Raw genomic sequence first — 21,105 nt, forward strand, 5'->3', positions numbered from 1 at the left:
GCAAACTTCGATGTTTCGAGTGTCTGTGGGGTGTCGCCATGCGTAAGGATAAGTTCGCTGTTATAGCCGCAATCGTTGGGATCATTTTTGCCATTGGTCTTGTGGGGTGCGGCGATTCCGGCGATGCCGAGTCCAAGGCCGCCATTGCCGATGGCGTGACGGACGGGCTCGAGCAGCTCAAGTCCGGCTCTGGAGAAGCCGTGGACCTTGCGAAGGAGACGCTTAACTCCTATGTTGGGAGCCAGCTCGAAGACATGGGCATATCCGACGACGAGCTGATCTCCACGTATCTCCAAGATTTTGATTACGAGGTTGGCGACGTGACGATGACGGGGTCCTCTGCCACGGTTCACGTGACGCTTACCTGCCGCTCGGTAGCAGATATCGCCAAGGAGTTCGTCTCTCAGTCGCGCGGGCTGAACGACGAAGAGGCGGGCAAAGTCCTCATGCAGTGCGTGGAGAATGCCACCCCGGCCCAGTCCGAGGCCGATGTCTACGTGCAAAAGGGAGCGGATGGCTCATGGGATACGCTTGGGGGACTCAAGAGCGCCCTCGTCAAGCTGTGCGTCTAGTGCCTAGTAGCTAACCTGGCAGGGGATGCCGAGGGCCTCGACGCGTCGCGCGATTGCGTCTAGCACGTCCGGGGAGGCCTTCCTAAGCCCCGGAGCCGGCGTGTCCCTCGCGACGGTGTAGATGGTTGTCTTTTGGGGGCGAATGCGCTTGAGGGCCGCTAGCCATGGCGTCACATACTCGTCGCCGGTGTTGTCGAGCCTCTTGCCCCCATACTCACCAGCCAGGAACATCGTCTGCACGATGACGTGGCCATTAAAGCTCGCAAAGGTCTCGATCTGGTGCTCGACATCGTAGCTGCCCACGGGCCTGTCGAGAAGCTCGATATAGGCGGGGTCGACGGTGTCGAGCTTGAGGATGTTGTCATCGACGAGCATCAACGCATCATGGACGGAGGGCCTGTCGGCGAAGGTCCCGTTGGAGAGAACGGCGATTTTCGCCTTGGGCGCGAGCTCGTTCCTTAGCTTGACTGCGCCTGCGATTGCTTCGGGGAACTCCGGTGCCCCCGTTGGCTCTCCGTTGCCGGCAAACGTGATGACATCTGGCAGCTCGCCCTGGGCAGACATTTCGCGGAGCTTGGCCTCGAGCGCCGGGAGTACCGCAGAGGCGCTATTGTGCCTTCCGTCGCAACGGCGCTCGGAATTAAAGCCGTTCTCGCAATAGAGGCAGTCGAACGAGCAGATCTTTCCCGTCGCGGGCATCATGTTGACGCCGAGGGAGAGGCCGAGGCGCCTGCTACGGACTGGGCCGAATACGGGGCTGTCGTTCAGAAACGTTGCCATGCGTCGCTCCTCGGGTTGGTTGCGTGAGACCATTATCGCATTGAGGGGGAGGCGATAGTCCGGACGAGCGGCGTGGGAAGGCTGCCACGCGAATCCCGCTCAGCAGGGGGGTGCGGCGTAGTGTCCATCTAACAAAAAAGCCTCGCTGGAATCCAACGAGGCCATTCAAGTCTGGCTCCTCGAGTAGGACTCGAACCTACAACAACGCGGTTAACAGCCGCGGGCTCTACCATTGAGCTATCGAGGAATTCATTTGTCAGGAGCGCGTGCTTTGCTCCGTGCGAACGAGGATTAGTATACAGAAGCTGTGGGCGAGTGCAACCATAAATTTTTACAAATTTTGGTGTGATAGGGTTATTTGTGTCCCCAGAAGTCGTTGACCGTAGCGTTTTCGCTGGTAAACGGCCTATTGGGGTAAATTGAACTTGCAAAAAAAATGTTGTCAGAGATGCTAAGTTGCGACTCTCGGGGGATTCATGCTCGTCTATTTGCTTACTGCTGCGGTTGCCATGCTGGCGGCGCTATCTGCCGAGGGGCTGCGGGAGGAGAACCCCAAGGTCTCGAACCTTTTGTGGTCCGTCGTGTTCTTGGCCCTCACCATTCCGGCGTCCCTTCGATATGACATCGGCGTCGACTACAGCGCATCGATGGAGTCAGCAGGCTATCTCGGCTACTGGCAGCTGTATCATCTCTACGCCAACCAGTCGCCCGCATCCGGTATGGATCCCGGCTTCTATGCCCTCATCCGCATCCTCAACCTGTTTACGGACAACCCCCAGTGGATGTTCGCCTTCTTGTCCGCTGCCACGTATGCGCTTGTGATACGAGCTTGCCGCAGGCTGTCGCCCGACCCCGTCCTGTCCCTCGCTCTGTTTCTCGTCGCAGGCTTCTACTTCGAGTCTCTCAACATCGCGCGCCAATGGTTCGCCATTGCGTGCGTTATGAACGGCCTCGAGTGGGTGGGGGAGCGCGACATGAGCGCGCGCCAGGCTTTTGCGCGCTATGCCGTCTGGGTCGTCCTGGGAAGCCTCATGCATCTGAGCTGTCTCATGTGGCTTGCTCTTTGGCCGTTGCTCCGCCTCAGAATGACGCCGGCGCGCGCGGTGCTTCTTCTCGTGGGCTGCGTCGCGTTTGCCCTCGTGGGGATCTCCGTCGCGCGCGTCGTGTTCGCCCAGACGAGGTTCGGCCTCTATCTCGACCCCTCTAGCAGTGTCTATGTCGGCCCTCGCCCGCGCGTCAATGCCATGATCACGCTCGGCCTCACGTGGGCATTCCCGTTCGTGGTCGTCTTGCTGGCTCGCACGAAGGCTGCGGGTTCCGTTGGGGCAAGTGAAGCGCCTGAAAAGGGTGACTCTCGAGTTCAGCTTGCCGGCTCCGGTCTCGAGTCTGCGCTTGTCGCGTGCGCGACCCTGGCGTTCGCTCTTTACGTCTCGGCTGCATTTCTCCCATTCATCGTTGACCGCGTCGCGCGCTACTTCGCGCCCATGCTCATCCTCCTCATGCCTCATACGATCGTGCGCATCGAGGACAAGCGCCTGCGTGCGGCGGCGATGGCCCTCGTACTTGTCGCTTGGGCAGCGGCGACGTACGTACAGGTCGTTGTCGGCGGCCAGTATGGGGTCGTGCCCTATGTGTCCGTGTTTGGTGAGCGTGCAGCGGCGGGCCTTCTCTCGTAGGGCTCCCTTGCTATCATTTACTGGTTACGTTGCGCCTTGGTGTTTGCGAGGCGCTGACAAGACGGGCCCGTATGGGCCAAACATCGTCAAGGAGATGGCTTTGTCCCAAGAGCAAACCACTACAGCCACGGCAACCGTTCCGGCGTCTGAGGCCTTCGCCAAGTCTGACCGCGCCAAGGAGAAGTTCATCCTCGCGCAGCTCGTCGGCAAGGACTTCAAGCGCAAGTATCGCCGCAGTGTGCTCGGAGTCGTGTGGAGCGTCCTCAACCCACTGCTCATGATGGTCGTCATGTCGCTCGTGTTCTCGTTCTTCCTGCGCTATGACAACATGGAGCACTACCCGCTCTACCTCATCCTCGGCAACGTCATCTGGACGATCTTCGCGGACTCCACCAACCAGGGCGTCACTTCGATCCTCGACGCCGCACCCCTGCTCAAGAAGGTGCGCATCAACAAGACGGTGTTCCCGGTCGAGCGCGTTCTCTTCTCGCTCGTCAACTTCGCGTTCTCGATGATCGCCGTCTTCATCGTCATGCTGTGGGAGGGCGTGTGGGTCAGCTGGACCATCATCCTGCTCCCGGTGCTTCTCGTTCTGCTCATGGGCTTCTGCATCGGTATGAGCATGCTGCTCTCTTCGCTCGCAGTCTTCTTCCGCGACGTCATTCACCTGTGGGGCGTCGTCATCCTCGCTTGGAGCTACGTGACGCCGCTGTTCTGGCCCGTCAGCATGATCGCCCAGGTTCCGTACGCGTTCATGCGCGTCATCATGCTCGCGAACCCCATGTATAACTACGTGACGTTCATGCGCATGATCCTCCTTAACGGCCAGCCGCCCGAGCTCATCACCGTCGCCATGTGCGCCATCTGGGCCGTCATCGCGATTGCCCTTGGCTGGGTGGTCTTCCACAAGCTCGAGCGCAAGTTCATCCTCTACATCTAAGTCTCGCACGCGAGAGATTGGCTCATACGTATGGCTTCTAAGACCGACATCACCCCGGGCGAGGATTGTGCTATCGAGGTAGACGACGTCACCATGATCTTCAACATGGCGAGCGAGCGCCTCGACAACCTCAAGGAGTACTTCATCAAGCTCGTGAAGCACGAGCTGTTCTTCGAGGAGTTCCACGCCCTCAAGCACATCAGCTTCAAGGTCAAGAAGGGTGAGGTCCTCGGCCTCGTTGGCACCAACGGCTCCGGCAAGTCGACGATGCTCAAGATCATCGCCGGCGTGCTCGAGCCCAGCGAGGGCAAGGTCACCGTTCATGGCAACATCGCCCCGCTCATCGAGCTTGGCGCTGGCTTTGACATCGAGCTCACCGCGCGCGAGAACATCTACCTCAACGGCGCGCTCCTCGGGTATACCAAGGAGTTCATCGACGCCCACCTCGACGATATCGTTGACTTCGCGGAGCTTCGCGACTTCATGGACATGCCGCTCAAGAATTACTCCAGCGGCATGGTCGCGCGCATCGCGTTCGCAATCGCGACCGTCGTCGAGCCTGATGTCCTCATCGTCGACGAGACCCTCTCCGTCGGCGACGTGTTCTTCCAGGAGAAGTGCGAGAAGCGCATCCGCCAGTTCATCGAGAGCGGCAGCGTCACGGTTCTCTTCGTGAGCCATTCTCTCGAGCAGGTCGAGCGACTCTGCACGCGTTGCGTCTGGATCGAGAAGGGCGAGCAGCGCATGATCGGCGATACGGATGAGGTCTGCAGGGCCTACAGGAGGCAGTACAACTAATGGCCTCCGTCTGCGCTGACTCCGAGAACCGCAAGAGCGTCGCTGCCGTCGTTGTGACGTACAACCGCAAGGACCTGCTGCTCGAGTGCCTCGATTGCCTTTGCAAGCAGGACCTTGGCGTCCTTGACGAGCGCTACGGCCTTTCCGTCATCGTCGTTGACAACGCGAGCACGGATGGCACCGAGGAGGCGCTGACTGCCCTCGCTGAGTCCGGGAAGATCACTTACTTCAACACGGGCGAGAACCTCGGCGGTGCCGGTGGGTTCAACTATGGTATGCGCAAGGCCGTCGAGCTTGGTCACGACTACGTCTGGGTCATGGACGACGACTGTATGACGCACCCTGACACCCTGCGTGAGTTCCTCATCGCGGGCGAGGGCCTGAACGGGGAGTACGGCTATCTCACGAGCGTCTGCCTCTGGACTGACGGCACCCCTTGCTCTATGAACCGCCAGAGGCACCCGCTGCATCACACGATCGAGGATTTTACCCCCGAGCTGCAGCCCTGCACGCTCGCGTCTTTCGTCTCGCTGTTCGTGCCTGCGGACGTCATCGCGGAGCTCGGTCTCCCCATCAAGGACTTCTTCATCTGGACCGACGACTGGGAGTTCACGCGCCGCGTCTCGAGGAAGTATCCCTGCTACGTCGTGGGCACGAGTGTGGTCACGCACAAGTGCAAGGTCAACGGTGCCGGCAACGTCGCCATCGACTCCGGTGAGCGCATCGCGCGCTTCCGCCTTGCGTACCGCAATGACATCGTGCTCTATCGCGGTGAGGGAGCTGCGGGTTACGCGTATGTCGCCGCGCGAGACCTCAACCACCTCTGGCGCATCGCTACCGAGGCGAAGGGTCGCAAGCTCGAGCGCGCCAGGGCCGTGCTGGGTGGAACGTTCGAGGGCTTGAGGTTCCATCCCGCAATCGAGTACGTGAAGAGGCCGGAGAAGCGCTAGTCTCTCCCTTCGGCTGGTTGCTAGATCGAACTGACAGTGTGGGCTCCATCGCCATGTGCCCTGGCGTTCCTGCAGCCTCGGCGAGCTTAGCCATTCCCCAAAACAGATGTGCGCCCCGTCAACAGACTTTGTGACGGGGCGCGCTTTTTGCACCTGGATGGGCCGCAGGACGCCGAGCGTCCCTCCGTAGGATGCCGGGCGTCCCTACTCTTCCATGCCGAGGTAGTGTCGCCAGAACTTTTGGCTGATCATGGTCGGGAAGGCTGCCTGGTAGTCTGCCGCCACGCGCTCGTGCTCGAGCTGCCAACGCTGCTTGAGCTCGCGGACGCGCTGCTTGATCTGTGCGTTGCGCGCGCGGTCCATGCGGCGGACGCAGGCCTTCTCGCCCGTGATGTCGAGGACGACGATGGTCTCGCGAGCAAGGGTGTTTCGGCTGTAGAGTGTGGGCCCGCTGACCATGAGGTGGCCCGGAGCCTTCTTGAGGAGGGCATCCGGCAGCAGGTGCTTGTCATATGGGATGGTCTTCACTAGCTTGTCCGCGAGCGTGAGGCCATGGTGCTTCTCGAGGGTGACCTCGCGAATATTGCCCTCGGAGATGATTGCCGGATCGATCTCATCGAGGGGCACGAACTTGTCGTTGAGCTTGGCGTTCTCGCGCATGAGGGCACTGCCGTCGGCCTCCATGAGCCACTGTGGGCCGCGCAGGTAGTCTTCCACGCCCTGGAGGAGAAGCTCGGCGGCTCCGTACTCGAGGTCGCGGCGGCGAAGCAGAACGTTTCGCCAGACGCGGGCCATGAAGAGCTCGGTGTTGACGTGTCCATCGCACGCGGCCATGACGAGGAAGTTGCGCACGTACTGGTAGCAATCGACGGAGGCGCGTGGGCGTCCCTCGAAGCTCTCGTGCCAGACGCAGATGCCGTTCATCGTCATGTACGTGGGGTTGGAACGCAAGCCGTACTCGACGTCATCGCAGCGCACGAAGACGGGGACGGGCAGTCCCTTCTCGCGGATGTTGGCGACGGGGATGCACGAGAACCACCATGCGCCGTAGGCGTTCTCCACCTCGACGTCGATCCTCTCGTTCTCGACGACCTGGTCGAGGCGATCGACGAAGAGGTCCGGCTTCACCTTGTGGTAGACCCCGCTGCGCAGGACATGGCTCACGTCCTCGAAGAGCCTCTCGGGCTGCTCGACGGAAAGCATGGCGCCGTTTATGAAGGCGTGGGCGTACTTCTCGTTCGCGAGGGCGAGGAGATTGTAGGTGCGCTTGATGCTCTCGGGGAAGACGTGGACGTCGTCGTCCATAAGGATGACGTGGGTGAACTCGGCGGGGGAGTCCATCGCGGCGATCATGCCGCGGGCAAAGCCTCCCGCGCCGCCGACGTTGGCGTTGGGGATGACGGTCACGAGGTCATCAGAGAGGGCCTCGGCGCCGAGCGTCGAGCCGTTGTCGACCACGAACATGTGGAAGGCGTCGTGGATGGGGCCATCGTCCGAGCGAATGGCGTCGCGCATGAGCTCGATGTTGGGGACGATGTAGTGCTCCTTCTTGAAGGTCGTCGTGGAGAGCGCGATGCGCACCGGGTGGATGCGTCCCTCATCGACCTCGGCGAAATAGGCGCCGGAGTGGAGGAGAGTCGTGCCGGATGGAAGAAGCTCGAACGCGACGAGGTCCATGCCCGAGCAATCGAACGTGGCAGAGACGCTTGCGACCTTGCCCGCTTCGGGCTCGACGGTGATCCGGTCAAGTTCGACGGTGTTCTCGGAGTCAGCCTTGGCGCTCTCGGGCATGCCCTTGATGATGACCTCGCAGGTATCGCCGGAGAGCTCGAGCCTGAGCGTCACGGTGGTAATGTCGCAGTACTTGGCCCACTTCGAGGCGGAGCACGCGTTCAGGAAGGTCATGAAGTCAGCGGGCTCTGCGAGCCTGAGCGCAGCCGTCTCCTCGTCGTAGTCGAGGGGGCTCGCGCAGAAGGCGTAAAGCTCGTCGTGTCCCGCGAGGTGCTCCGCGGGCTTGAGAAGGACGTTAGAGAGCTTGTGCTCGATCATGGGCGCTCCTGGTTTCTCAGTCGCTTAGTCGACCGTTTGGCGATTCGGTGAAGGGCGTTTCTCGCCCAGTAGTTAGTAATCAGTAGTATAGTTGTCACAACCTTTAAGACGGTGCGGGACACCGGCAAGGAACAAGCTGGTGAGTTTCCCAGCCTCATGCGAGACCCTTGGATGACGTCCCGTGCCGCAACAGGCATAGGCGTCTTTTTTTGTGAAGGGAGCCACATGGAACAGCAGGGACTGGGACCCAAGGCGACCATCATGGACGCTGCGGCGATGGGCAGAGCCCTTACCCGCATCGCGCATGAGGTCATCGAGAACAATGAGGGGGCGGAGAACCTCGCGATTGTGGGTATCGTCCGCCGCGGTGCCAACATCGCAGATCTCCTCGCGTCTGAGATCGAGTCCATCGAGGGTATCCGCCCGCCGGTGGGCAAGCTCGACATCAGCTTCTACCGAGATGACGTGACCCGTCGCCTCGCACCCGTCATTCACGAGACTCAGATCAACTTTGACGTCGACCACAAGGACATCATCCTCGTCGACGACGTTCTCTTCTCGGGACGTACCGTGCGCTCCGCGCTCGACGCCCTCATGGACCTGGGTAGGCCCAGGACCATTCAGCTCGCCGTCATGGTCGACCGCGGCCACCGCGAGCTTCCCATTCGCGCGGATTACGTCGGCAAGAACGTGCCGAGCTCCCACGAGGAGGACGTCCGCGTCTTCGTCGAGTCGCTTGACGGCCGCGATGCGGTCGAGATTTGGGACATCGAGGCCGAGAAGGCCGCAATCGCCAATAAGGAGGTCGGTGCATAGTGCTTTCCGTTCGCAACCTCATCAACACGACGGACCTCACTGCCGATGACATCACGCAGATTCTCGATACGGCCCGTTCCATGGAGGAGATCAACCACCGCACGATCAAGAAGGTCCCCGCTCTTCGCGGCCGCACGATCGTGAACCTCTTCCTCGAGGCCTCCACCCGTACGCGCTCCTCGTTCGAAATCGCCGAGAAGCGCCTCTCCGCCGACTCCCTGAACGTTCAGGGCTCCAGCTCCTCAGTCTCCAAGGGCGAGTGCCTTGAGGACACCATCAAGACGCTCGACTCTTACGGCGTCGATATGTTCGTCTGCCGTGCGCGCAATGCTGGCACCGCCGAGCTCATCACCCACTACACCGATGCCCGCGTCATCAACGCCGGCGACGGCAAGCACGCTCACCCCTCCCAGGCTCTGCTCGACCTCTACACGATGCGCGAGCACTTCGGCAAGCTCGAGGGCCTCAAGGTCGCCATTGTCGGCGACCTGCTCCACAGCCGTGTCGTCGGTTCCCTCGCCCCGGCTCTTCGCACCATGGGCGCCAAGGTCACGCTCGTTGGCCCTCCGACGTTCCAGCTCCCTGAGCCCGAGGTCTTCGGTGCCGAGGAGACCTATGACTTCGACTCCGTCATCGAGGACGCCGACGTCGTGTACATGCTCCGCGTTCAGCTCGAGCGCATGGAAGGCGCCACGATCCCCTCGAAGCGCGAGTACAACCGTCTCTGGGGCCTCACTGCCGAGCGTCACGCTCGCATGAAGGAGAACGCCCTCGTCATGCACCCGGGCCCGATGAACCGCGGCATGGAGATCGACTCGATCCCCGCTGATGCCCAGAACTCGTTCGTGACCCGCCAGGTCGCCGCGGGCCTCTACACCCGTATGGCCGAGATGTACCTGCTGCTTGGAGGAGAAGAGAATGCTGCTGATTAAGGGTGCTCACGTCGTCGATCCGCAGGTCGGCCTCGACACCGTTACCGACGTCCTCGTCGAGGGCGCTCGCATCGCCCGCGTGGGCGCGAACATCAAGACCCCCGAGGGCGCTGAGGTCATCGATGGCACGGGCAAGTACCTCGTCCCGGGCCTGACCGATATCCACGTTCACTTCCGCGACCCCGGCTACGAGTACAAGGAGACTATCGAGACGGGCTCCGCCGCCGCTGCCGCTGGTGGCTTCACCGACGTCGCCACCATGCCCAACACTAACCCCGTGACCGACACGGGCGAGGGCGTGCGCTACCAGATCGCCAAGGGCGATGCCGCTGGCCTCGTGCACGTCCGTCCCATCGGCGCTTGCACCCGTGGTGAGAAGGGCGAGGCCCTGGCCGAGATCGGCGATATGGTCGCCGAGGGCGCCTGCATGTTCTCCGATGACGGCCACGGCGTCCAGAGCGCTGGCATGCTCCGTACCGTGATGGACTATGTCCGTCAGTTCGATCGTGCCGTCGCCTGTCACTGCGAGGTCAAGTCCCTGACCGAGCACGGCATGGTCAACGAGGGCCGCGTGAGCACCCGTCTCGGCATCGCTGGCTGGCCTGCCGCCGGCGAGGAGATCGAGATTGCTCGCGACATCGAGCTCTGCCGCCTCACGGGCTGCGCTCTCCACATCTGCCACATCTCCACCGCCCGTGGCGCCGAGCTCGTCCGTGCCGCCAAGGCAGAGGGACTGCCCGTCACGGCTGAGGTCTGCCCGCACCACCTCTTCCTCGACGAGGAGCTCCTCGACGAGACCTACAACACCAACCTCAAGATGAACCCGCCGCTGCGCACCCCTGCCGACACCGCGGCTCTCCGCGAGGGCATTTGCGACGGTACGCTCGACTGTGTCGTCACGGACCACGCGCCGCACGCCCTCCACGAGAAGGAGTGCGAGTTCGAGATCGCTCCCTTCGGCGTCGTCGGCCTTGAGACGAGCCTCCCGCTTATGCTCACCAACCTTGTCTCCACCGGCAAGATGAGCTGGCAGCGCCTCGTCGAGGTCATGTGCGTGAACCCGCGCAAGGTCGCCCGCCTCGAGGCCGTTAAGGTCGAGGCCGGTTCTCCCGCGGACCTCACCCTTATCGACCCGACCATCGAGCTCGAGGTCACGCCGGAGCTGTTCTGCGGCAAGCAGCACAACTCCGCCTTCATGGGCGCCAAGCTCACCGGTCGCGCGACGGACACCGTCGTTGCCGGCAAGCATGTCCTGAAGGATTGCAAGCTCGCCTAGTTTTATCTCGCGCGCCCCGGGAGACTTCTCTCGGGGCGCCGTCGCGTATCGTTCGGCCGTCTCGTGCGGCCTATTGCCCGAAAGGAGAGACATGGCCTATCCCACTCCGTCGCCGGCTCGTATCCACGACTTCACCGTCGTCTCGAACGAGCCTGTGGCCGAGGGCGTCTATCGCCTCACGATCGAGGCCCCTCGTCTGGCGGCAGCCCTCGAGCCTGGTCAGTTCATGAGCTTCGAGGTCCCCGGCGATACCCGCCAGCTCATCCGCATCCCTCTCTCGTATTCCTCCGCTGACGCCGAAGCCGGCACCGTGACCACGTACTATGCGGTCGTGGGCGATGGCACGCGCAGGCTTTCCGCCATGGGCGTCGGGTCTAGCTCGACGGTACTCGGCCCCGGCGGCCACGGCTGGAAGATGGACAAGGGCGCGAAGAAGGTCCTCGTCGTCGCTGGTGGCATCGGCATCACGCCCGTCATCGCCGCCGCTCGTTTCGCCGCTGACAACGCCGCCGAGGTCGACGCCGTCGTGGGCGCCCTCACTGCCGCCAAGATCTGCGGGACCGACGAGCTCGAGCCGCTGTGCGGCGAGGTTCGCCTCACGACTGACGACGGCACGGCTGGTACGAAGGGATTCGTGACGGCCGAGGTCGAGCCCATGCTCGCCACGGGCGCGTATGACCTTGTCCTCACTTGCGGACCCGAGCCCATGATGCGTGCCGTCGCGGCTATCGCCGAGGCTGCCGGCGTCAAGTGCGAGGTCTCCGTCGAGCGCATGATGACCTGCGGCTTTGGTGCTTGTAACACGTGCAACGTCGAGACCGTCTACGGCATGGTGGGAGCCTGCATGGCAGGTCCCGTCTTCGACTCGAAGGTGGTGGCATGGTGAGCAACGTCGATATGTCCGTCGATCTCGCCGGCATCAAGCTCAAGAACCCGATCAACACCGCGAGCGGCACCTATGGCTACGGCTGGCAGTTCGAGAGCTTCTATGACGTGAGCCAGCTCGGCGCGATCACCACCAAGGGCTGCGCCGCCGAGGCCTGGCCCGGCAACCCCGCCCCGCGCATGACCGAGGTCACGAGCGGCATGATGAACTCCGTGGGTCTCCAGAACCCCGGCGTCCGCGGCCTCATCGAGGGCTCCGGCGAGTACCTCCAGGAGCTTTCCGACAAGGGCACCGCGGTCATCTGCCAGGTTGCGGGCCACTCCGTCGAGGAGTACGTCGCAGCCGTCGAGCTCTTCGAGGAGCTCGCCCCGTTCGCCGCCGGCCTCGAGATTAACATCTCTTGCCCCAACATCGCCGCAGGTGGCTGCGCCATGGGCTCCACGCCCGAGGGTGCCGCGGGGGTTATCCGTGCCGTCCGTCCGCATACGAAGAAGCCCCTTCTCGTCAAGATGGCTCCCGCTCGCGTCGTCGACGTCGCGAAGGCGCTCGAGGCCGAGGGCGCGGATGCCCTTACGGTCATCAACTCCATCCCTGGCATGGCCATTGACGTCAACACGCGCAGGAGCAAGCTCAGCCGCCCCACCGGCGGCATGAGCGGCCCCGCCCTTCACCCTATCGCGGTGCGCATGGTGTGGGAGGTCCACAATGCCGTCAGCCTCCCCATCGTGGGCGTTGGTGGCGTCATGACCGGTGCCGATGCCGCGGAGTTCATCCTCGCCGGCGCCACGAGCGTGTCCGTCGGCATGGCTAACCTCGTCGACCCGATGGCGGCTCCCCGCATCCTCGGCGAGCTCACCGAGTGGGCCGAGTCGCAGGGCGTTTCCAGCATTTCCGAGCTTATCGGCGCCTTCGAGGGCTAGTCGGACTTTGATTCTCTGGGGCGACCTCCGCGGTCGCCCCTTTTTCGATGGGCGACTCGCCCGGAAGGAGGCCTCATGGGCCGCTTTGACGATCTCTCCGCTCGCGACCGCGTGATGGTTGCGCTCGATTGCGGGCCCGAGGAGGCTCGTGCCCTCGCTGACAAGCTCGAGGGTCATGCCACCTGGCTGAAGGTTGGCATCACGCTCATCTATGACGGCGGCCTGCCGCTCGTCAAGGAGCTCCGCGACCGCGGCTTCAAGATCTTCGTCGATTCCAAGTTCCATGACATCCCGCATCAGGTTCGCGGCGCCGTGATGAGCGCTGCCCATTCTGGCGCGGATTTGGTCACGGTTCACGGCTCTGGTTCCGAGAAGATGCTCGTTGCCTGTCACGAGGCCGCCGAGCAGTCCCTCGTCGAGTTTGGCCACAAGCCCTATGTGATCGCCATCACCGTGCTTACCAGCATGGACGCCGAGGAGCTGGCTAAGGTTGGCGTGACGCGCCCGATTCCCGAGCAAGCCGCGGCCCTCGCGAAGCTCGCCGTTGACTCTGGCCTCGACGGCATCGTGTGCTCGCCCATGGAGGCGCGCGAGATGCGCGAGCTCCTTGGCCCGGATGCACTTATCGTGACCCCGGGCGTTCGTCCGGCTGGAGCCGCTCTGGGAGACCAGAGCCGCGTCGCGACCCCTGCCGCCGCCGTCAATGCCGGCGCGAGCCACATTGTCGTCGGCAGGCCGATTACCCAGACAGAGGATCCGGTCGCCGCCTTCGAGGCCATCGTCGCGGAGATTGAAGCACGCTAAAACCCGCCGAGTCCTGACACTAATCGGCGTATTTGTATCCAAGGTGCCGTTTTTGTGGGGCGGTGAGGTATAAAACGCGGGTAAATGCGTGAAAGTTCTTGCAAAGTGGCTGCTACATTGCCATAGTGTCATACAGCCGATTTGCGGGGCACCCGAAGCCCCTTCGGAACTTGTGTTGAGAAGTACTTACATTTGGAGGAAATATGGCTCTCCCTACGCTTTCCGACGAGCAGCGCGCTCAGAACCTTAAGAAGGCCGCCGAGGCCCGCCACGCTCGCGCCGAGCTCCGTGAGAAGATCAAGAACGGCGAGGTCACCCTCGAGTCCGTCCTGAACTCTGAGGATGAGGCCGCCAAGCGTATGCCCGTCCGCGCTCTCATTGAGTCCCTTCCGGGCTACGGCAAGGCTAAGGCCGCCAAGATCATGGACGAGATCGCCGTCGCTGACAACCGTCGCGTTCAGGGCCTTGGTGCCCGTCAGCGTGAGGCCCTCCTCGAGATTCTCTCCAAGTAGTGTCGCGCACACCTAAGCTGTTCGTAGTTTCCGGACCGTCAGGCGTAGGGAAGGGCACGCTGGTTTCTCTTGTGAGAGAACAGCGCCCGGACCTGGGCCTGACGGTCTCGGCCACAACGAGACAGCCACGTCCAGGTGAGGTTGACGGGGTTTCCTACCACTTCCTCACCAACGATGACTTCGACCGTCGTGTCGAGGCCGGGGAGTTCCTCGAGTGGGCTAACGTCCACGGGAACCGTTATGGCACGCTTGCCTCCGAGGTTGACCGTAACCTGAGCGCCGGTAAGTCCGTCATCCTCGAGATTGACGTCCAGGGCGCGCTCAACGTTCGCAAGGTCTTTCCCGATGCCGTCCTCGTCTTCATCGAGCCTCCTTCCATGGAGGTCCTCGAACAGCGTCTCCGCGGTCGCGAGACGGAGAGCGAAGAGTCCCTTCGCCTGCGTCTTGCGGATGCGGCCGGCGAGCTTGAGCTTGCCCCGCGCTATGACGAGCGAATCGTCAACGATGATCTTGAGAGGGCCACTTCGGAGCTGCTCCGAGTGCTCGAAACGCACGAGATGAATTGAGGAAGTTCAGCAATGTCTGTGATCAAGCCTGAAATCGACACCCTGCTCGAGAAGACCGAGCACAACCCGTTCCTGCTTTGCTCCGTCGCGTCGAAGCGCGCCTGCGACATCAACAACATGCTTCGCGGCCAGCACCTTCGCGTCGTTGCCATCCAGGATGTCGACGACATCACCACCATGGTCTCCGGTGAGGACACCACCTCCATCGCCATGAATGAGCTCGCTGACGGTAAGCTCGGTTACGTCCAGGACGACTTCGACGAGGCCATCAAGGACACGAACGTCACGATTGCCGAGTAGCGCCGTGGCTGATCGCGTCTGCCTCGTTCATTATCACGAGATTGGTCTCAAAGGTAAGAACCGTTCTATCTTTGAGCGCCAGCTCATCACCAACCTCAAGCGTGCCCTTAAGGGGCGTTCGGCTCATGTCGAGCGCCTTGCGGGGTACGTTCGCGTGAGCTTCGAAGACGGTGGCATGCCCGAGGATATCCCCGGCATGGTTGCCGCCGTGCCTGGTGTCGCTCGCGTATCCGTCGCGTGGCGCTGCGCCCGTGACCCCGAGGAGTACAATGCCGCGGCTATCGAGAGCCTTCGTGTCTGCAAGGGCTGCGAGTCTTTCAAGGTTCACGGTCGCCGCTCCAACACCGATTACCCAATTCACAGCATCGACCTCAACCGCCAGGTTGGATCCGCCCTGTGCGAGGCCTTCCCGGATCTCCGCGTTCAGATGCACCAGCCTGATGTCACGGTGAACGTCCACGTCGTTCAATCTGACGTCTACGTGTATGCGGATGCCACCTCTCAGCGCGGCGCGGGTGGTCTTCCCGTGGGTACCGCGGGCAAGGTCGTTACGTTGCTCTCGAGCGGCTTCGACTCTCCCGTCGCCACGTGGATGGTCGGCCGTCGCGGCGCGATCTGCGTGCCCGTGCACTTCTCCGGCCGTCCGATGACGAGCGATGAGTCCGAGTGGCTCACGCAGGATATCGTTCGCGCGCTTGAGCCCGCCGGTATCATCGGGCGCCTCTATGTGGTGCCCTTTGGCGAGTGCCAGCGCGAGATTTCGCTCAAGGCGCCGCAGGCGCTCCGCGTCATCATGTATCGCCGTCTCATGTTCGAGGTTGCGCAACGCGTGGCCGAGCTCGAGGGTGCGAAGGCTCTGGTCACGGGCGAGTCTCTTGGCCAGGTCGCCTCTCAGACCCTTGAGAACATCACTGCCACGAATGACGTCGCCACGATTCCGGTCTTCCGCCCGCTCATTGGCACGGACAAGATCGAGATCATCGATCGAGCCCAGCAGATCGGCACGTATGACATCAGCGCGCAGACGGCTCCTGACTGCTGCACGCTCTTCATGCCGCGCCGTCCCGAGACACATGCCAACCTCCGCATGGTACGTGAGGCGTGGGAGACCTTTGACCATGAGGCGATGGTCGAGTACCTGATGAAGAACATCGAGTACGTGGACTTCAACACCTGCGCCTCGTATCGTCCTCCGCGCGAGCTGAGGGCGAGGCACCGTGAGCTCGCTCCTGCCGAGTGGCCTGGCGAGACCGGGGATGTGGCTGCAAAGAGCGAAGAGTCTGCGAACGAGTAGCCTTTCCTCATTTGGGGACAAAATAGTTTTTTCTCATTTGAAGCGCCGATGCCACGAGTGTCGGCGCTTCTTCTACCTCGTGCTTTCTAGTTTGTTTGACGCGATTTGGCATGTTTTTGCGAAATCCTGTTAGGTCTTCGTTTGATTTGGGTTTGAGTGCGTGGGACTTTCTTGCCCTCGCGCCGCTCTTTGGTCCTAGTTGCCTCCACGATTGAGGGGGAGGCGATTACATGGCTCAACTCATTCGAAAGAACTACAGGTGTTCCCATGGCTCCCGAGGGAAGTCGAGGCTCGCGTTGGTGGCGGGCGTTGTCACGGCGGGCGCGCTCGCTCTCGCCGTTGTCGCCGCTCTTGGAGGATTCCGTGGCGGTGTCGTGATCGAGCGCGAGAGCGTTCCAGCCACTGCCCCCGCGGTAACTGCGGAGACCCTCTCTGCCGCCTCGCCACCAGAGTCAGTCGTTGCTTCCGTCTTCGTCCACATTGACGGGGCGGTTGTGGCCCCGGGAGTCTATGAACTGACGGGGGCGCATCCGCGTGTGAATGACGCCGTCATGGCCGCTGGTGGCCTCGCTGGGGATGCGGATACCACTGCGCTCAACCTTGCTGCCGCGCTTTCCGACGGGGAAAAGGTCCATGTGCCGAGGCAAGGGGAGGCGGTGGCGTCGGGGCAGACTTCTTCGGGACCTGCCTCGGGGTCTGATGGCGGCGCCTCTTCGTCCGGAGTGATTAACATCAATTCGGCGACGACGGAAGAGCTTGACTCGCTTCCTGGCATCGGTCCCTCCACAGCTGCGGCGATCGTGGAGGACCGCGAGCTCAACGGTCCCTTCGCGAGCCCCGAGGACCTTATGCGCGTTAGCGGCATAGGCGAGGGGAAGTTCTCCAAGCTTAAGGATCAAATCCGTGTCTAGGGGGCTTGTGGCGGCCCTATCGCGCAAGAGGGTGTTTGCGTGGGGCCGTGACGAGAGCAGGCCTTGCCTTGAGGACGATGCCTCTCGTGCGCGAGAGGATGCTCGGCCGGCATCGGCTTGCCCAGGCGAGGATGGTCTTTCGCCCTATCCGGAGCGCCCTTATGTGCCCCTCGTCCTCCTCGCCGCCCTCGCGTTTGTGGGTTCGCAATCGCTGGCCTTGCAAGGCTTCTCGGGGATGAAGCTTTTGCTCCTATTCGCGTCGATCGCCTCCCTTCTCGCCTTGGTGATAATTCGGCTTGCTGGGGCATCATGGTCCTTGGCTACGGGAGCATTGGCGCTATCGGTCGCGGTCGTCGCTGGCGGCCTCGAGGGCGGCTGGGCGCTTGCTCGCGCGGATGATGCCGCTTCGGCGCTTGAAGGCACGAGCGTGAGTTCGTGCGAGTTTGTTGTTCGGTCTGATTGCACGAGCGGTCAGAGCGGGTGGCTATGCCGTGCCGAAGCAATGTTGGGAGGCGGAGGACGTGCCAAAGTCTGGCTCACGCTTCCCGACAGGGTCGAGTTCGGCTCTACGGTGACCGGCATCGGGCGCTTCTCGGCAAACGGGAACGATGATTGGGGGCGCACGAGCCGGTCCCAAGGGCTTTGCGGCAAGGTAAAGATGATTCGAGTCACGGGGGTGGCACCCGCGACCGGCGTGGAAGGGGCTCTTGCGTCCTTTCGCGCATGGGCGCTTCGTGCCATTGACCCGTCTTCTGGTGATGGCCGCGCCCTCATGGCTGGCCTGGTGGCAGGTTCGAGAGCGGACCTCAAGGAGCGAGGCCTTGATGACGCGTTCGCGTCCGTCGGGTTATCTCATCTCATCGCGGTGTCTGGCGCTCATCTCGCAGTGATGGCCGGTGGTGTCGAGACCCTGCTCGGTCTTGTGGGCGTAGGCCTTCGTGTTCGGGTTCTCTCCGTGCTTGCGTCGAGTGCTGTCTACGTCGTTTTCTGCGCCTGCCCGTCAAGCGCCGTGCGCGCCTGGGTGATGTTGCTTGCCTCTCGGTGTGGGAGGTCACTGGGCAGGAGGTCTCATTCCCCGTCTGGCGTCGCCGTCGCATGCCTCGCGATGTGCGCCTTGGACCCCTATTGCTCTTGTGACCTTGGGTTCAGGCTTTCGGTCTCGTCCGTCATCGCGCTCGCCTTGTTTGGCTCGTACGCGGATGCCCTTCTAGCTCGCATTTCCTTAGTGTCGTTTCTTCGTAAGGACGGAATCAAAGTTCCCTATCGACTCAGAAGGCGGGGTAGAGCGTTACTTCGCTCGTTACGCTCCGCGATTGCCGTCTCTCTCGTCTGCCAACTGGCGACTGCAGGGACTTGCGCGATGACGTTCGGGCGCCTTTCACTCGTCTCGACCCTCGCAAACGTGTTGATCGGGCCTTTGTTCACCCCGCTTGTGTCGCTTGGCCTTGCGGGGGCTGCGATTTCATGGCTACCGTTTCTCGGAAGCTTGGTATTGAGTCTGGATGCGACGCTCTGCGAGATCGTCATTTGTTTCGTTCGAGGCTTGGGAAAGCTGCCCCTCGCCTGCATTCCCGTTTGCTTGCCGGCGTGGGCCGAGTATGTCCCCCTGCTTGTCATGGCCGTTGTGCTGGTCGTGTGGCCTCGGCCCTCCCGCCGGGCCCTCTTGGGAACGATATCGGCTGCGACGGTCGTCGCCGGTGCCTATGTGTTGCTTTCCTGCGTGCTTGTGGGCCCTAGCGTCACAATTCTCGATGTCGGCCAGGGGGATGCCATCCTCATTCGCCAAGGTCCCCACGCGATCCTTGTCGATTGCGGCCTCGAGGGGAGCCTTTCCTCGGCCCTCGCGAGGAACCACGTGTATCACCTTGACGCCGTGGTCATCACGCACCTTCACGAAGACCATTACGGAGGCTTGGACGATCTCGTCGGCCTTATAGGGGTCGATGCGGTATATGTAGGCGAGGGAGCTTCCGGAAACCTGCCGGATGAGCTCGAAGGCTCGGTGCGAGACCTTACAGGGGCTGCTCCCGGCGAGATAGCGGATGGGGATGTCCTGCGACTTGGTTCCTATTCGATGGGGTGCGTTTGGCCCCATGGTCCTACAGACGGATCGGAGAACGAAGACTCCCTTTGCTTCGTCCTCTCCTATGATGGCGATGGCTGCTCGTTAGAGATGCTGCTCACGGGCGACGCCGAGCAAGAGCAGCTGGAGGAGTATCAGAACGACGTTGGCGACATCGATGTCCTAAAGGTTGGGCATCATGGCTCTCGAGTCTCAATATCGCTCGACCAGGCCCAGACTTTGAGGCCCGAGTTCGCGGTGGCAAGTGCGGGGGAGGGCAATTCCTATGGGCACCCGACGTCCGAGTGCATAGAGACCCTCGAGTCTGCGGGTGCTATGTTTCTCTGCACGATCGAGCACGGGGACGTTCGGGTCGAGCCCTCGCCTGATAACGCGCCTCCTCGCGTTGTGTGCCAGAGATGATTTTGGTGGCGATTGCTCGCCACGTGGTGACGTCTCGCGTTGCGTTGGGGATGGGCGAATCGCATCAAGCGGCTACAATCAGACACGGAAAACATAACGGTTTGGGGGAGAGATGGCTGAAGGAGCAGCGTTGCTTGCCGCATATCTCGTCGTTGGTGCCGACGAGCTCAAGCGTGACACCGCCGTGCGGAGACTTCGCTCCCGCGTGCCGTCTGACATGGCGGATTTCAACCTCGACGAGCTCCAGGGCTCGCAGATCGAAGACCCGATGACCCTCGTGTCTTCGCTGGAGACAATGCCCTTCTGCGCGGACTTCCGCCTCGTCATCGTCCATGAGGCGGATAAGCTCGTTAAGGCCGTCTCGGAGGCAGTCGTTAGCTATCTCGCTGACCCCAACCCCTCCTGCGTCCTCTGCCTCGATGCCGAGAAGCTCGCCAAGAACACGCGCCTGTACAAGGCGGTCGCCAAGGTGGGTGCGAAGTCGGTTATCGATTGCTCCCCGCTCAAGCGTTGGGAGCTCCCTCCCTATGTCGTCAAGCTTGCCGCCGGTCATGGCATGTTCATGGACAACGCCGCTGCGGAGGAGCTCGTCAATCGCGTCGGCGAGGCGACTGTCGCCCTCGATAACCAGGTTGCGACGCTGGCTGAGCTCCTCCGTGCCAGCGGTCGCATCACGCTCGCTGACGTCGAGGCGAACGTCGCGCAGACTGCCGAGGTTAGCCCCTGGGCGTTCGCCGACGCGGCCTGTGAGCGAGATGCTGCTCGCGCGCTGCGCATGTATCGCCTTATGGACAACCCGTCCCTCGTGTTTCTCCACTCCGTTCTCGTTGGGCGCATTCGCGAGCTCATTTGTGCGAAATCCCTCGCGGCGCGTGGTGCCGGTTCGTCGCTTGCGGGTGAGCTTGGGCGTGCTCCCTGGCAGGTGAAGAACCATTCTCGCTGGGCATCTCGATTTGCTTCCGGCGAGTTGGAGGCCCTCCTCTCCGAGGCGGCGTCGTGCGTGCGAGCCCTCAAGGGCAGCGCGGATTCTGACGCCGCCTTCGAGCGCCTCCTGCTTGCGATGACGACGCCGGGGCTCGTGCTTCGCTGATGCGGGTTGGCTTGGCGGAGCCCGAGTCCGCTCGACGTCTGGGTGGAGAAACCCATCGCTGTGGTTGCGGAGTGGCAGGGCATTGCCTCTGGCGGTATCGCGACGGCTTTCTGGCCACTAATTCTCGTCAGAAACTTGTGATTCCTCGTGTTTCGGCCACAAGTCCTTGTAGTTTTGCTATAGTGGCGAGGTTGACCTTGCCGTGTCCGGCTTGTGGAACCCCACTCCACTTGCCAACAGGGGCCTCGCATAGAAGAAATTGAAAGGATCTGCACGTGGCTAACATTAAGTCGCAGAAGAAGCGCATCATCACCGCCGAGAAGGCTCGTATGCGCAACAAGGCCGTCCGCTCTGAGCTCAAGACGGCTGTCAAGCGCGTTCGCGCTGCCGTTGAGGCTAAGGACGCCGAGCTCGCTCAGGCTGAGGCCAACAAGGCTGGTCGTCTGCTCGACAAGGCCGCTTCCAAGGGCATCATCCACAAGAACCAGGCTGCCCAGCGTAAGTCTGGCGTCCAGAAGCTCGTGAACACCATCAAGTAGCTTCTGTTT

21 protein-coding genes and 1 tRNA gene are annotated in these 21,105 nt (G+C 62.2%); 19 read left to right on the forward strand and 3 right to left on the reverse strand.

The genetic code is table 11. The annotated features are described in order from the left end of the window. The first annotated feature begins 38 nt into the window (after positions 1-38). Positions 39-572 (forward strand): hypothetical protein, encoded by a 534-nt coding sequence (locus Q0H23_RS00270; RefSeq protein WP_293834499.1) that lies wholly within the window; start codon positions 39-41, stop codon positions 570-572. A 3-nt stretch (positions 573-575) separates the two neighbouring features. Here the strand turns inward: Q0H23_RS00270 and Q0H23_RS00275 are convergent, their stop codons facing one another. Next, complete coding sequence (locus tag Q0H23_RS00275) at positions 576-1,352, reverse strand: radical SAM protein (protein WP_293834500.1); 777 nt, start codon at positions 1,350-1,352, stop codon at positions 576-578. A gap of 172 nt (positions 1,353-1,524) precedes the next feature. Continuing rightward, positions 1,525-1,599, reverse strand: a tRNA-Asn gene (locus Q0H23_RS00280). Between the two features lie 229 nt (positions 1,600-1,828). Here Q0H23_RS00280 and Q0H23_RS00285 point away from each other — a divergent pair. From Q0H23_RS00285 to Q0H23_RS00300, 4 genes are all read left to right on the forward strand, one after another. After that, positions 1,829-3,028, forward strand: coding sequence for an EpsG family protein (locus Q0H23_RS00285; RefSeq protein ID WP_293834501.1), 1,200 nt, complete (start codon positions 1,829-1,831; stop codon positions 3,026-3,028). A gap of 100 nt (positions 3,029-3,128) precedes the next feature. Continuing rightward, positions 3,129-3,968: an ABC transporter permease gene (locus tag Q0H23_RS00290; RefSeq protein WP_293834502.1), complete on the forward strand. Its 840-nt coding sequence runs from the start codon at positions 3,129-3,131 to the stop codon at positions 3,966-3,968. 30 nt (positions 3,969-3,998) lie between these two features. Then, complete coding sequence (locus Q0H23_RS00295; RefSeq protein WP_293834505.1) at positions 3,999-4,766, forward strand: ABC transporter ATP-binding protein; 768 nt, start codon at positions 3,999-4,001, stop codon at positions 4,764-4,766. Next, the gene (locus tag Q0H23_RS00300; RefSeq protein WP_293834507.1) at positions 4,766-5,716 is read left to right on the forward strand and encodes a glycosyltransferase; all 951 of its coding nucleotides are present in this window, start codon (positions 4,766-4,768) and stop codon (positions 5,714-5,716) included. The genes Q0H23_RS00295 and Q0H23_RS00300 overlap by 1 nt, the downstream gene beginning before the upstream one ends. Positions 5,717-5,920: 204 nt before the next feature. Here the strand turns inward: Q0H23_RS00300 and Q0H23_RS00305 are convergent, their stop codons facing one another. Next, positions 5,921-7,765: a glycosyltransferase gene (locus Q0H23_RS00305; RefSeq protein ID WP_293834510.1), complete on the reverse strand. Its 1,845-nt coding sequence runs from the start codon at positions 7,763-7,765 to the stop codon at positions 5,921-5,923. 225 nt (positions 7,766-7,990) lie between these two features. Here Q0H23_RS00305 and pyrR point away from each other — a divergent pair, with 225 nt between their 5' ends. The 14 genes from pyrR to rpsT all read left to right on the forward strand — a co-directional run bounded on the left by pyrR (position 7,991) and on the right by rpsT (position 21,096). Then, positions 7,991-8,581, forward strand: coding sequence for a bifunctional pyr operon transcriptional regulator/uracil phosphoribosyltransferase PyrR (pyrR, locus tag Q0H23_RS00310; RefSeq protein ID WP_293834512.1), 591 nt, complete (start codon positions 7,991-7,993; stop codon positions 8,579-8,581). Continuing rightward, complete coding sequence (locus tag Q0H23_RS00315) at positions 8,581-9,513, forward strand: aspartate carbamoyltransferase catalytic subunit (protein ID WP_293814116.1); 933 nt, start codon at positions 8,581-8,583, stop codon at positions 9,511-9,513. The genes pyrR and Q0H23_RS00315 overlap by 1 nt, the downstream gene beginning before the upstream one ends. After that, positions 9,500-10,789, forward strand: coding sequence for a dihydroorotase (locus Q0H23_RS00320; protein WP_293834515.1), 1,290 nt, complete (start codon positions 9,500-9,502; stop codon positions 10,787-10,789). The genes Q0H23_RS00315 and Q0H23_RS00320 overlap by 14 nt, the downstream gene beginning before the upstream one ends. Positions 10,790-10,880: 91 nt before the next feature. After that, positions 10,881-11,675, forward strand: coding sequence for a dihydroorotate dehydrogenase electron transfer subunit (locus Q0H23_RS00325; RefSeq protein WP_293834517.1), 795 nt, complete (start codon positions 10,881-10,883; stop codon positions 11,673-11,675). Next, entirely contained in the window at positions 11,669-12,595 is a 927-nt protein-coding gene (locus Q0H23_RS00330) for a dihydroorotate dehydrogenase (protein WP_293834520.1), read from the forward strand. Before Q0H23_RS00325 ends, Q0H23_RS00330 begins: the two co-directional genes overlap by 7 nt. Before the next feature lie 75 nt (positions 12,596-12,670). Then, a complete protein-coding gene (gene pyrF, locus Q0H23_RS00335) occupies positions 12,671-13,399 on the forward strand; it encodes an orotidine-5'-phosphate decarboxylase (RefSeq protein ID WP_293834523.1) in 729 nt (242 codons plus the stop codon). A 203-nt stretch (positions 13,400-13,602) separates the two neighbouring features. Further along, positions 13,603-13,911: an integration host factor, actinobacterial type gene (mihF, locus tag Q0H23_RS00340; RefSeq protein WP_293814121.1), complete on the forward strand. Its 309-nt coding sequence runs from the start codon at positions 13,603-13,605 to the stop codon at positions 13,909-13,911. Beyond that, on the forward strand, positions 13,911-14,477 hold the full coding sequence (gene gmk / locus Q0H23_RS00345; RefSeq protein WP_293814122.1) for a guanylate kinase: 567 nt from the start codon (positions 13,911-13,913) through the stop codon (positions 14,475-14,477). Before mihF ends, gmk begins: the two co-directional genes overlap by 1 nt. Positions 14,478-14,489: 12 nt before the next feature. Beyond that, positions 14,490-14,777 (forward strand): DNA-directed RNA polymerase subunit omega, encoded by a 288-nt coding sequence (locus Q0H23_RS00350; RefSeq protein ID WP_293814123.1) that lies wholly within the window; start codon positions 14,490-14,492, stop codon positions 14,775-14,777. A 4-nt stretch (positions 14,778-14,781) separates the two neighbouring features. Then, positions 14,782-16,071: a tRNA uracil 4-sulfurtransferase ThiI gene (thiI, locus tag Q0H23_RS00355; RefSeq protein WP_293834525.1), complete on the forward strand. Its 1,290-nt coding sequence runs from the start codon at positions 14,782-14,784 to the stop codon at positions 16,069-16,071. 230 nt (positions 16,072-16,301) lie between these two features. Next, positions 16,302-16,982, forward strand: coding sequence for a helix-hairpin-helix domain-containing protein (locus Q0H23_RS00360; protein WP_293834527.1), 681 nt, complete (start codon positions 16,302-16,304; stop codon positions 16,980-16,982). 772 nt (positions 16,983-17,754) lie between these two features. Continuing rightward, positions 17,755-19,467, forward strand: coding sequence for a ComEC/Rec2 family competence protein (locus Q0H23_RS00365; protein ID WP_293834763.1), 1,713 nt, complete (start codon positions 17,755-17,757; stop codon positions 19,465-19,467). A 112-nt stretch (positions 19,468-19,579) separates the two neighbouring features. After that, complete coding sequence (gene holA, locus Q0H23_RS00370; protein ID WP_293834529.1) at positions 19,580-20,557, forward strand: DNA polymerase III subunit delta; 978 nt, start codon at positions 19,580-19,582, stop codon at positions 20,555-20,557. A gap of 275 nt (positions 20,558-20,832) precedes the next feature. Beyond that, positions 20,833-21,096, forward strand: a complete 264-nt coding sequence (rpsT, locus tag Q0H23_RS00375; RefSeq protein WP_293814128.1) for a 30S ribosomal protein S20 — start codon at positions 20,833-20,835, stop codon at positions 21,094-21,096. Positions 21,097-21,105: the final 9 nt, after the last annotated feature.

The organism is uncultured Parolsenella sp., assembly GCF_934660935.1.
In the GTDB taxonomy this organism is placed as follows: Bacteria; Actinomycetota; Coriobacteriia; order Coriobacteriales; family Atopobiaceae; genus Parolsenella.

Excerpts from the sequence above, each read along its gene's own strand:
- Q0H23_RS00270 (WP_293834499.1), top strand. The coding sequence starts at position 39 with ATGCGTAAGGATAAGTTCGCTGTTATAGCCGCAATCGTTGGGATCATT.
- Q0H23_RS00275 (WP_293834500.1), bottom strand. The coding sequence starts at position 1,352 with ATGGCAACGTTTCTGAACGACAGCCCCGTATTCGGCCCAGTCCGTAGC.
- Q0H23_RS00285 (WP_293834501.1), top strand. The coding sequence starts at position 1,829 with ATGCTCGTCTATTTGCTTACTGCTGCGGTTGCCATGCTGGCGGCGCTA.
- Q0H23_RS00295 (WP_293834505.1), top strand. The coding sequence starts at position 3,999 with ATGGCTTCTAAGACCGACATCACCCCGGGCGAGGATTGTGCTATCGAG.
- Q0H23_RS00300 (WP_293834507.1), top strand. The coding sequence starts at position 4,766 with ATGGCCTCCGTCTGCGCTGACTCCGAGAACCGCAAGAGCGTCGCTGCC.
- Q0H23_RS00305 (WP_293834510.1), bottom strand. The coding sequence starts at position 7,765 with ATGATCGAGCACAAGCTCTCTAACGTCCTTCTCAAGCCCGCGGAGCAC.
- pyrR (WP_293834512.1), top strand. The coding sequence starts at position 7,991 with ATGGAACAGCAGGGACTGGGACCCAAGGCGACCATCATGGACGCTGCG.
- Q0H23_RS00320 (WP_293834515.1), top strand. The coding sequence starts at position 9,500 with ATGCTGCTGATTAAGGGTGCTCACGTCGTCGATCCGCAGGTCGGCCTC.
- Q0H23_RS00325 (WP_293834517.1), top strand. The coding sequence starts at position 10,881 with ATGGCCTATCCCACTCCGTCGCCGGCTCGTATCCACGACTTCACCGTC.
- Q0H23_RS00330 (WP_293834520.1), top strand. The coding sequence starts at position 11,669 with ATGGTGAGCAACGTCGATATGTCCGTCGATCTCGCCGGCATCAAGCTC.
- pyrF (WP_293834523.1), top strand. The coding sequence starts at position 12,671 with ATGGGCCGCTTTGACGATCTCTCCGCTCGCGACCGCGTGATGGTTGCG.
- mihF (WP_293814121.1), top strand. The coding sequence starts at position 13,603 with ATGGCTCTCCCTACGCTTTCCGACGAGCAGCGCGCTCAGAACCTTAAG.
- Q0H23_RS00350 (WP_293814123.1), top strand. The coding sequence starts at position 14,490 with ATGTCTGTGATCAAGCCTGAAATCGACACCCTGCTCGAGAAGACCGAG.
- Q0H23_RS00360 (WP_293834527.1), top strand. The coding sequence starts at position 16,302 with ATGGCTCAACTCATTCGAAAGAACTACAGGTGTTCCCATGGCTCCCGA.
- Q0H23_RS00365 (WP_293834763.1), top strand. The coding sequence starts at position 17,755 with ATGGCTGGCCTGGTGGCAGGTTCGAGAGCGGACCTCAAGGAGCGAGGC.
- holA (WP_293834529.1), top strand. The coding sequence starts at position 19,580 with ATGGCTGAAGGAGCAGCGTTGCTTGCCGCATATCTCGTCGTTGGTGCC.